The following is an 11,532-nucleotide window of genomic DNA, read 5'->3' as shown; positions in this document are numbered from 1 at the left end:
CCACCCGCCGGTCACCCACCAGACTGGACAGCTCAACCCGCTGCTGCTGCGTCAACGCCACGAGCCCAAGTCAACCAGGATGAAGTAACACCAAGCCACGTAAAAGATCTCAATTACGCGACACTAGCAGTGAGGATGCCGCCGGACCCAACGATGTTCACCCGCGTCGGCACCCAGAGACGAGAAAGACCCGAGCCGCATTCCCACAGCTCAGGTCTTCCCCGAAAAAGCGTGCCCGATGACTCGAACCCTACTCTTGTGGTTCGTTCAGGATCCGCTCCCACTCGCCTATCAGGCCCACGTTGAGCGAGTCATCCATCTGGCCGATTTCGACCATCCCGATCGATTCACCGGCGAAATCGACGACGAATGTTGCCGTATGCTCGTCCGAGATACGGCAGACTTCACGAATTAGCTCCTTAACTTCTTCCAAGTGGTCGCGGTCCACTTGACGATCCAGGTCGTGGCCCCACGGCGGCCGAGCGGTGTAGATCGACAACGCGAACCCGACGGAGCGACGATCACGAGATCCTGGTTCGTCGAAGAACTCAGGCGGACCAAGAATCCAGGGCCGCCGACTAACAAGTTGTCGAGCCGAGGCCCGCATCGCGGTAACAAGCGATTCAGGCACCTCTCCTGCTACCGCGACAACCAAGCGGTCGATTGGATGATCTTCGCGCATGGATTCCCACCTAACCCGTACAGCCCGGACCGCCAGGATTATAGCGGAATCCACCTGGCATGTGGGCCTCCAAGTGACGACTCGCGGGAAGGGGTACGGTTAACTTAGTTCCACCAATGTGATGCATTGAGATCTTCTCGCCTATCTTCGTTGCATCACCAGGAAAGAACTCAACCCACTGCCTATCAACCCTTGGAACTAGGCCGTGTTCGATTTTCCACCTATTTCCCTTACTCAAAATATCCTTATATATAGGATCATTATCCCAGATTCGCATCTGGTCCCGCCAGTCCTGTGGATTGGTCCGAGTGACCCCCAATCTCGTTGTATCGCCGTCATTGTGCACAAGGACGGGCGTCTTTCCCGCGAGTACGTAGTACGTGTGAATTCCCGCAACTGTCAGATTGTAGGCAGGTGCGGTTCGGGCTGGACCGAGGAGCAAACCGTTGAAGCGGACGCCCACCCCATCGGGAGTTAGCAGCTGGTCGCCGGGGTCAACCTCATCCGCTCGCTCCCAGCGATGGTCGGTGAGATTCCAGTAGAGGTGGTCCTCAGTTGTGGCGATCGTGCTGTTCCCGACGCTGATGCTAACCAATTGGTCCGAATGGACCCAGACATCGGTCACCTCCCTCGAACCATCGTCACCACCTACGGGGTCGGTGGCCCGGACCTTATCCCCGGCCTTCAGCTCGCCGATCGGCTCGTGAGATCCATCCGCCATGAGGACATTTGTTGCAGCACTGAAGCTTCTGCACCCCTTCAGAAAAAAACGGGCAATCGTTCCTGCGGCTCCGGCAGCTTCCATACCTTCCATGGCACCTGTGATCACAGCGCCAACGCCTTCGGTCGCGATTGCGGTGACGACGGCGACAGCTACGTCGGCTACGAGTTGGCTCGATCCGTAGCCAGCCTCGTAGTAGTTTCCTGCCTTGAGGTCTTCAGAGATTTTGCAGACACCCGTGAGAGTGCAAGCTATGCCGACACTGGGTCCACCAACACCTCCATATCGGATGTTCCAGTCGTTGGCATCTATGATCATCGCCTTGGTGCTGCCCATTGGGTCTCGGACGAAGCTCTTGATGCCATGCCACTTGTCCGGAATCAAGTTCTTCAGACCATCGTTCCAGCCAGCCTTAAACTCCAGCCATCTCCAATATGGAGAGTCATAGTCCGATCCGCTGTCATACTTGCCGTTATCAGCGTCCTCTGCGGCCTTACTTTTTGAGTTCGGGTGGTCGAACTCCCACTGGGCGTCCTCGTGGTTTAGACCAGTGGGGTCGGAAAACGTAATAGGCGAGTTGTTGGCGTAGGAGTAACCGTTCCACTGCTGGGGGTCGTCGGCCTTCAGAACTGGGTCGACCGAGACGAACCGACCGGCGCTGGCGTCGTAGGCGCGGGCGCCCACCATGGTGAGGCCTGTGTCGGGGCTGGTCGGTTTGTCGAGGAAGCCGTGGTTGTCTGGGTAGAGGGCGGACGCCCCTCGGGGGGCACCGTACGGGGTGTACTGCCGCCAGGTCGGGGTCTGGGCGGTGTTGTCGAGGTAGAGGCTGGGCGTTCCCTGGGGGTTCGGGAGCGCGAAGGTGTAGCTGCTTCCGCTAGCCTTGCGGATGCAGGTGCCGCCGCCGGGCAGGGCGTAGTAGCGGGTGCCGCTGACAGTGTTGAACTTGGTGTCGAGGGTGAGTTGCTGCCCGGGCAGGTAGAGAATTGTCTGGCCGGGGTCCTTCTGCAGCAGCAGGTCGCCGTCTGCGGTGTAGACGTAGGAGCTGTTGCCGGTGGTCCCGCCGGTGATGCCGGTGAGCTTGCCCGCATCGTTCCAGGCCAGGGTCTGGTTGCCTTTGTCGGCGTTGCGGGTGATGGTGTTGCCGGCCGCGTCGTAGGTGTAGGACGTGGAGCCGCTGGCACCGCCGGTGGTGGCGGTGGAGGTCAGGGTGTGCGGCTGGCCGCGGCCGGCGCCGTCGTATGTGTAGTTGGTAGTGGTGTCGGTGCCGTCCGTGAGGTTGTGCTCCACCTGCTGTTTGCGGTTACCCAACAGGTCCAGTTGCCAACTGGTCCAGTAGGCGCTTCCACCACCGATCGTGTTTCCCACCATCGACGCGTTACCGGCGGCGGGCGTGACCGCGCAGTCGTCCGTCGCGGTCCAAGCCTGGGTGAGCCGGGCGAGCTTGTCGTACTCGTAGCACTGGGTTTCGGCCGGGGCGTCGAACCGCTTGCTGGTCTCCTTGGTGACGTTGCCGGCCAGGTCGTAGCCGTAGGCCTGCTCGTCGACCTTGTCCCGGGAGGCGGAGCGGGTCAGCAGTTGCCCGACGAGGCGTCCGTCGTGTTCGTCATAGCTGTTGGTGACGTACGCCAGACCGGGCGTGCCGCCGATCGTCTGCTGATTGACCCGGCCGTAGGCGTCGTAGGTAACGTCTTGGCCGTAGCCGTTCAGCCCGGTGAGCCTCGCCGGCAGGTCCAGCAAACCGGCATAGCCGTGCAGGACCGTCTCGGCCGGCAGGTTCCCCTTGTTGGGATAGCCGTCCTTGAACGGCAGCCCCAGGTTGGGGGTGTAGGTGTAAGTGAAGTCGTACGAGCCGGCGAGCGGTCCTTCCGAGGCCGGGATCGTGACGGTGACCCCCAGGGAGCCGCCGAAGACGTTGAAGCCCTTCTGCTGAGTGGTGTAGGCCTGGCCGTCGGAGTAGGCGGTGGCGGTGGTCAGCGCGCCGATGGGGTTGGTCATCCCGGGCACCGCGTTGTTCGCGTTGTCGAATACCCAGGCGGCGGACTGGTTGGCGGCTGACTGGGAGCCGACCGGCGCGAAGTAGGCCCCGGTCTTCCGGTTGAGTTTGTCGTAGGTGAACGAGACCGTCTTGCCCCGCGCGTCGGTCGACTGCTGAAGGTTGCCGTTGTCGTCGTATGCCAGCGTGGCGGTTCCGTTGTCCGGATCGGCCTTGCTGACCAGTTGGCCGAGCAGGTTGTACGTCGCAGTCCAGGTGTTCGAGCCGGCGTCGGTGAGGGTGGCCCGGTTGCCGTGGGCGTCGTAGCCGTATTTGGTGACCGTCGTCGTGCCGCCCGTCACCGAGAAGGTTCCGGTGAAGATGTCCGTTGGCGTGTTCAACGTCGGAGTGGCGGTGTACTCCTGGAGTTCCTTGGTGCGGCCGAGCGGGTCGGTGACGGTGGTGTTGACCACCCCTCCGCGCGGTGGGATGACGGTGGTCCGGTCGCCGTTGTAAACCGTCGTGGTGGTGGAGATCGGGAGGCCGAACTTGGCACTGACGGTGATGACGGCGCGGCCCAGTCCGTCGTAGGTGTTCTGAGTTTGGCTGGGCACCTTCTCGTGCAGGTCGGGTGCCGAGACCAGTGTGGTGTTGGGGGTGGTCGACTTGTCCCACCAGCCGTTGTAGGTCTCGCGGATCCAGCCTCGGGTGTCATAGAACGTATCGGTGACCATGCGGCCGCCCTGCGGCGTGATCGCCTGGGTCTGCCGGGGCCGCAGCGCCGCGTCGAAGATCGTCGTGGAGTCCTGATGGCCACCACTCTCGCTCAGCTTCTGGGTCGTCGTCGCGGTTACGCCGCTCTTGAGTAACTGGTAGGTGAACTTGTAGTTCGGCGTCGCACTCGTCGGTCGGGAGTTCAGCCAGACCGAGGTAGCCCGGCCCAGCGCGTCGTACTCCTGGATCGTGATCACACCGTTCGGGTCCGTGGTGGTCCGCGGCTGGCCGCGCTTCGGGTTGCTCGTGGTGGACGCCACCTGCCCGAGCGCATTGGTCACGGTCGTGCCCGTGGTCAACCCGACGCTGTTCGCCTGGTAGCTGGTCAAGGTCACGTTGGCGTTGCCGTCGCGGGCCTCGATGGGCCGCCCGTACGAGTCGAACTTCGCCTGGCTGATGGTCTGGTAGGTGTAGGCGCCGCCGGTCCAGTCGACCGCCTTCCGGCTCATCGTGACCAGGCCTCGGGTCGGCTTGGCCGTCTGCGGGAAGGTGGTCGTGAAGGTTTCGTCGTCGTAGTAGGTGCGCTCGTCGGACACCACCTGGGCAGGCCGGTTGACGCTGGACGGCGCGGTCAGGGTGTTGACGCTGCCCGGGACCGATGCTGGCGTGCCCTGGGTGAACCCACCACAGGCAACCGAGACGGATTCCGTCTCACTGACCAGGCCGACCAGGTTTTTCCCCACGTTCACCGGGGCGTAGGCGAGGCTGGTGCACTGGTCGTAGGCGGGGTCGATCGGCACGGTGTGGGTGTAGGTCCGCTGCAGCAGGCCGAACGTTGCGCTGCTGATGGTCGCGTCGTATGACTGGTCCGACTCGATGTAGCGCCAGGTCGTCGCGCCGCTGCCGGTGATCGCCTGCCGGGAGTATGTCTTGACCGGCTCCACCAGCTGCGCTGTCAGATCGGCCACGCCGGTCCGGGCCCGGGTCGCCGTGGCCGCCGACACCCAGTAGGACGTGATCGTCGAGGTGTCGATCGGGCCGCCCTCGCCCAGATAGTTTGTCGACTCCAGGGTATTGCCGGCCAACTGGTTGACGTCCTCGTGCACACCGCCCGCAGAGTCGGTGACGTTGACGACCGTAGTGTTGTTGTTCTTGGACATGCCTCGGTAGTAGGTGGCCTCGGCCATCGTCCGCCGGTCGTTGACCCCGTCCCCGGTGAACGTCTTCGTCCGGGCATAGCCGCGGAACTGGCCATAGGTCCGGTACTTGGCTTTGACCACTTCGTTTTCGTCGAAGTGCCAGGCCGCTCCGCCGAGATACTGGTAACTGGTCGACGTATCACCGTGAGCCACCGGATCCGTCTGGGTAACCCTGGTGACCGCGTACTTGTGGAACCAGTCCTTGAACGGCTCGGTGTAGCCGGTCGGCGTCCAGAACACGGGATAGCACGAAGACGTGTTCGTCGCCGGATTGAGGCTCACCGGCGCGGTGCAGGGGTTGGGCCGTTCGTAACTCGCGGCGATGACGGAGCCCGTCTCCGTGGTGATCGTTTCGATCCGTTGCCGATTGAGCGCCTGGAGTCCGTCGGTACCCCCGTCCACCCGGTTCGCCAACGCGATCCCCGTGAACGACACGGAGGGAAGGGCGATCGGGGAACCTGATCCCCCGGCGGTAGTGTCAGATCCGGTATGGACAATCGACGACAGCCACAGCGTCGACGAGGTGATGTCACCGGTCGCCGGCATCGTCTGGGTCAGGGTGTACGAGTCGATCGGCTCGTACTTCGAGGTTGCCGTCGAGTACTGCTGGGCCTCGATCGACGTGAGCCGCACCGTCGAGAAGAACGACGGACTCCAGATGTCGCAGTCGGTGCCCTGGACGCAGATCAGGTCGTAGGGGACGTCCGGCCAATTGGCCTTGTTGGCCGAGTTCAACGGCTGGCAGGTGCCCGAGAGGCACCGGTCGCCGGTGTTGAACACTACGCGATTCGGAACCGTGCCGTAGGCGTTGCCGTCGGTAAAGCCGTAGTCGATTCGGTCCAGATAGCTAGACCGGACGTAGGAGATGTCCTTGGCACCCTTGTTGCGGCCGTAGTAGTTGGTGTTTTGCTTGTAGTAGTAGGACATCGCGTTGCCGTGGACGTCCGTGACGTAGTCGAGGTTCCACCGGTAGGCCATGGTGCAGACCGAGGACGAGAAGCCAGCAGGGTCGTAGCACGGGTCTCCGGAGTGCGCGGAGTAGACATCGACGGTATCGACCGAGTGGGTGTCGGCCTTGCCCGATGACCAGCCCGGCAGTCTGTTCCGGCCGAATTCGTAGGTCGAGCCGTTGCGCAGCGTCACCCGCCAGTAGTCGGTGTTGTAGGTGCCGCTGCCGTTACCTGAGTTGGTCACCTGCGTGACCACCTCACCGTTGTCCTGCTCCGGCTTCCAGACCTTCTTGGTCTTGTCCCAAACAAGTGCTGTAGACGAGCCGCGCATTGACAACGTCAGTATCGGGCCGCCGTAGCAGTTGTCCGGCGTCTTCACGGGAGATGGGACGCCTTCGGGGTCGTCCTCGCAGGACGTGAACGTCTGCTCGATGTAGGAGCGCGGGGTCGACCAGCCATCGCCCACCCACGACGCCTGTGCTTGCGTTGAGGCGGTCTGGCCATCCACGCTGTCCGAGTCGTAGGACAGCGACACGTCCGGCACCAGACTGGATGCCGCAGGTGGCACGTTGATCGGGTATGAATAGGTGAACGCGCCCGTGTTTCCACCCCCGGACCAGGTGCCGGAGGGCTTCAGGTCGGTGGCCGCATAGGTGCCGCCGATGCCGCCGTCGTTGGCCGGCCCGGCAACGGCGGCCAGTGCCACGGCGCTGCCGGAGCCTTGTTTGGGCGCGGCCAGCGACACGTCGGCCGAGACCGTTCGCGCCGCCCCGTCGTTCGTGGACCTCAGCGGCTCGGGCGTCTGGCAGGAGGCCAGTGTCGGGGTAGTGAGCGCGCACTCTGGCAGCCGCACCAGGCGCAGCCGGGAGCCGTAGTTACCGCCATACGCCTCGGCGAACTGCGCATAGTCGAGACCGACGCGGACGGTGCCCGCACCGGTGGTGGCCGCGTCGGGAGTGATGCTTAGCAGGACGCCGTTGACGTTGGCGGCCTCGGTCGCCGACCGGTCGAGGACTCGGATCTTCAGCCGGTCCGGGCCGGCGTACCGGCCGTCCTTCGCCGCCACCGGCTGCGCCCAGACTGGCGCGCCCTTGGCCCTCGACTTGGCGCCGACAGCCGCGCGGGCGGCCGGCTGTGCCAGTTGGAGGTCGGCGGTCGACGCCGCCGGCCACCCGGTCCGGGTCGGCCGGTAGTTGTCCTTGGCCTGGTCCCGGAGCCTGGTGAACTTGGCGACCACCGGCCGGACGCCGTCGACGGACCGCCCGGGTGAGGTCGGCGGTGGGCCCGGCTCGGCCGGCTTCGCGACGGCGGGCGGGACGTCCAGCATGGACGCCAGCAGGGAGATCGTCAGAAATGCCGCGACAGCGGAGACACGACGCGTGACGAGGCGGGCTCGCCGGGAGCTGACCATGCGGACCTCACGTTGGTACGAAGAATGGATGAGGCCACGCACAGTGTTCAGACACACACCCCGTGGCGCAGACACTCTGTCATGTTGATCATCCTTAACGGATCACGAGATCGTAACGATCGGCTCTTGCAAGATTGTTGAGCGTTCGATCGGCCAAAAACGCCTGATCGGCACGGGTGACGGATTCGTCACAGCGGGCGAGTTCTTGTTCGGACGAAAGGGACACGACTCGTACCAGGTGGACGACCCTCTGCGATGGCCGGGATTACGGAGCGGTCTTCGCCCTGGTTAGCTGTCGGCGCCAAGGCCGCGGACCGCGCCCCGAACGGAGACCAGTACCAGATGCGTTCTAGAGTTTTCCGACCTAAATGGATGAGGCTGATGGCCGCGACGCTGCCTGCGGCCCTGCTAGCCACCGCGGCGACCACGGTGCACACGTCGCCGGCCACCGCCGCACCTCGTCCGACCTCGCCGGCCCCCGCCGCGTCGACCTTGACCGCGGACCAGTCGATCACCAAGGCCCGGCGCACCGGCAAGGCCGTCGAGGCGACCGGCGCAAGGACAGCCACGTCCACGCTCATCGCCAACCCTGACGGCACCCTGACCCTGAAGCAGACGGCGTTCCCCACTCGTAAGCGGGTCAACGGCGCGTGGGTCGACCTGGACGCCACTCTGCGCCGCAATGACGACGGCTCCGTCTCGCCGACCGTTTCGACCAACAGCCTGAAGTTGTCGGCCCGCGGCACCGGCCCGTTCGCGACAATGACCCATGGCGGCAACTCGTTCGCGATGACACTGCCGATCACGCTGCCCGCACCCAGCCTCGCCGGCGACACCGCCACCTACGCCAACGTCCTGCCCGGCGTCGACCTGTTGGTCACCGCCGATGTCGAGGGCGGCTTCTCCCACGTCTTCGTGGTCCGGGACGCGACCTCCGCGAAGAACCCGGCGCTGAAGAAGCTCACCTTCACGACCCGGACCTCGGGCCTGACCCTGAAGGGCGACGCCGCGGGCAACATCAGCGGCAGTGACCGGCTGGGAAACGTGGTACTGACCGCACCTACGCCGGTGATGTGGGACTCGGCGATAGCGACACCGCAGACGGAGACCCCGAAGGCCACTGGCGTGGCGTCCTCCACCCCAGAAGGCCCCGGATCGGGTGCGAACACGGTCAGCGTCCCGACCACCGTCTCCGCGACGGCCATCGAACTCACACCGAGTCAAACGTTCATGGCCGACCCGAAAACCGTTTACCCGGTCTACATCGACCCCACCTACAACTGGTCCTCCTATGGGGCGTCGAACAACGGATGGGCGACGATCAGCCCCGACCACCCGACCACGAACTACTGGAAGAACACCCCCTCGCCGGAGGGGTTCATGCAGGTCGGGAACGTCGGCGAGATCCGCGCCTGGACCCTGGTCAACTTCCCGATCGACAGCGCTCTGCTGAAGACCGCGGCCATCAGCTCAGCCAGTTTCGACATCACTGAAATATGGTCGTACTCGTGCAGCGCACGAGTTGTCAACGTCTACACCCCCGGCACTACCCTGACCTCCTCGAACGCGATCTGGGATTCCTGGAAGAACGTCAACCTCGGGCCGGTCGTGGATTCCCAGAATGTCGCGCACGGATACAATTCCAGCTGCCCTGCCAAGGGGGTTGGATTCGACGTCACATCGTCGATCAAAACCATCGTCGCGGCTGACAAAAAGACCCAGACCTTCCTACTCGCCGCCGGAACCAGCGAATACGAGGGCTGGAAAAAGTTCGACAAGCGAACGCCCAGCCTGACCGTCAAATACAACCACCGGCCAAACACGCCGACCGGGATGAGCACCTCCCCGACAACGACGTGCGCCGCGCCAACCCCAAACGTGGTAGGCGACGGGCCGGTGTCGCTCTACGCGCCGGTGTCCGACCGGAACGGTGGTGTCCTGGGCGTGTCGTTCAAGCTGTGGAAGACGTCGGACCCCGCCGAGATGCCTGTCATGTCGTCCGATCCGAATCTGCTGACCTACCCTTCCGGCAGCACTGCGGTACTGGTGGTACCCGCGGCCAAGTTGAACAGCGCCGCCGGCCCCGCGGCCACGCAATTCTCCTGGCGCGTGCAGGCGACAGACTTCAACCTGGCCAGCTACTGGTCAGCCACCTGCAGCTTCACCTTCGACCCCACCCGCACCGGCCCACCGGTGGTCACCCCACCCTCGGACGACACCACGATCGGCACCGCGGCCACCTTCACAATCGCTCCCCCCGCCTCCGGCACCGTTCCCACCAGCTACAGCTACCAACTCAACGCGGCCCCGCCCATCACCGTTCCGGCGACCGCCGGTGCGGCGAGCATCAGCATCAAGCCCACCCGCACCACCAACACCCTCGCCGTGACCAGCCTGTCCGCCGGCGGAAACTTCGGACAGACCGCGAGCGTCACCTTCAACTCGAAACCCGCCGCGACAGCTCCGGACGGTGACCTCACCGGCGACAACATCGCGGACCTGGTTACCGTGGGCGCCGTCAACGGACTTCCCGCCGGGGTCTGGCTGGCCAACGGAAAGGGCATGTCCGGTCTCAACCCCAACGCGGTGAACATCGGCGCGAATGGCAACGGCGTCACCGGGAACGACGAATCCGCCGACTTCACCGGCGCCACCATCCTCACCGGTCACTTCCACGGAGACGGCCTGCAGGACCTGCTCGCCTACTACCCCTCCGGACCCAACGCCGGCAGCGGCGTCATCTTGTACGGCGAGGGCGACGGGTCGGTCCTCCACACGGGAAGTGGCAGCGCACAGAGTTTCACCGCCGGGCTACTGGCCGACGCCAGCGGGGCCAACCCACTGCAGCTCGCCAATGCGGGCAACACCACCCACCAGGGCCTCATGTATCCCGACCTGATCGGCATCAGCGGTAACACCACCCAAGGATTTTCCCTGACCTACTACCCCACCAGCGACGGCCTGGCTGGCTGGGGCCGAGTCGATCAGCTGGCTAGCGTCCTGACCCCGACCGGTGGCACTGACTGGGACAAATGGACCATCAGCACCGCGCAGACCGCCAGCGGCACGGCGATGTTCCTCCGCAACGCCAGCACGGGAGCGCTGCACCTGTGGACCAACCTGGCCTACGACATGGACAGCCAGACGCTGACCTACACCCCGTACGCCCTGGCCACCAACTGGAACACCAACGTTGCCCTGCAACTGCAGGCTGGTGACATCAACGGCGACGGCACCCCCGACCTGTGGACCGTCGCAGCCGCCTCCACCGTCACACCCTGGCTGGTGAGCAACCTGTCCGGCGGCAGCGGCACCATCACCCAGCAGCCGGCCCAGGCGTTGATCACCGCGACCTACGCGTGGCCGCTGAACGACCATGACGCCGGGCCGGTGGTCGCCACTGACAACACCGGCACCAAGACGCTGACTGCCACCGGCAGCGCGGTCTGGCGTACCGGTGACCTGTTCAGCCCGAGCGTGATGCTCAACACCGACCCCACCGGAACCCTCTCCGACCGCAGCAGCGGCGCCCACCTAACCCACGACGCGGCACTCATCGACACCACCCGCTCGTTCAGCATCTCGGCGTGGGTCAAACCGACCGACGCCGGTGGCGTCATCGTCTCCGAAGACGGCGCCCACTCCTCCCGATTCATCCTGTGGAACGAACAAGCAGATAACACCTGGCGTTTCGGCATGGCCACCGGGGACACCACCGCCTGGGCGTACGACCAGGTCATCACTCCCACCGGCGCGCAACTCGGGGTCTGGACCCACCTGACCGCCACCTACAACGCCGCCACCAACACCATGGCCCTCTACGTCGACGGCAAGCTGCGCGGTAGCGCGCGGCACAACGCCGCCGTCACCTGGCCTGCCACCG

The 11,532-nt window shown here is 64.6% G+C and carries 3 protein-coding genes; 1 reads left to right on the top strand and 2 read right to left on the bottom strand.

What is annotated here, in order from left to right; all coding sequences use genetic code 11:
* Nucleotides 1-250: 250 nt before the first annotated feature.
* On the bottom strand, nt 251-682 hold the full coding sequence (locus ACFOX0_RS33335) for a hypothetical protein (RefSeq protein ID WP_377553540.1): 432 nt from the start codon (nt 680-682) through the stop codon (nt 251-253).
* A 10-nt stretch (nt 683-692) separates the two neighbouring features.
* On the bottom strand, nt 693-7,649 hold the full coding sequence (locus tag ACFOX0_RS33330) for an RHS repeat-associated core domain-containing protein (protein WP_377553539.1): 6,957 nt from the start codon (nt 7,647-7,649) through the stop codon (nt 693-695).
* 381 nt (nt 7,650-8,030) lie between these two features.
* Here ACFOX0_RS33330 and ACFOX0_RS33325 point away from each other — a divergent pair.
* Nucleotides 8,031-11,532: LamG-like jellyroll fold domain-containing protein (locus ACFOX0_RS33325; RefSeq protein ID WP_377553537.1), on the top strand; the 3,502-nt coding region annotated here is incomplete at its 3' end.

This window comes from Micromonospora zhanjiangensis (assembly GCF_042650605.1).
Taxonomy (GTDB): Bacteria; Actinomycetota; Actinomycetes; order Mycobacteriales; family Micromonosporaceae; genus Micromonospora_J; species Micromonospora_J zhanjiangensis.
This window is presented reverse-complemented; position numbering and strand designations above follow the sequence as displayed.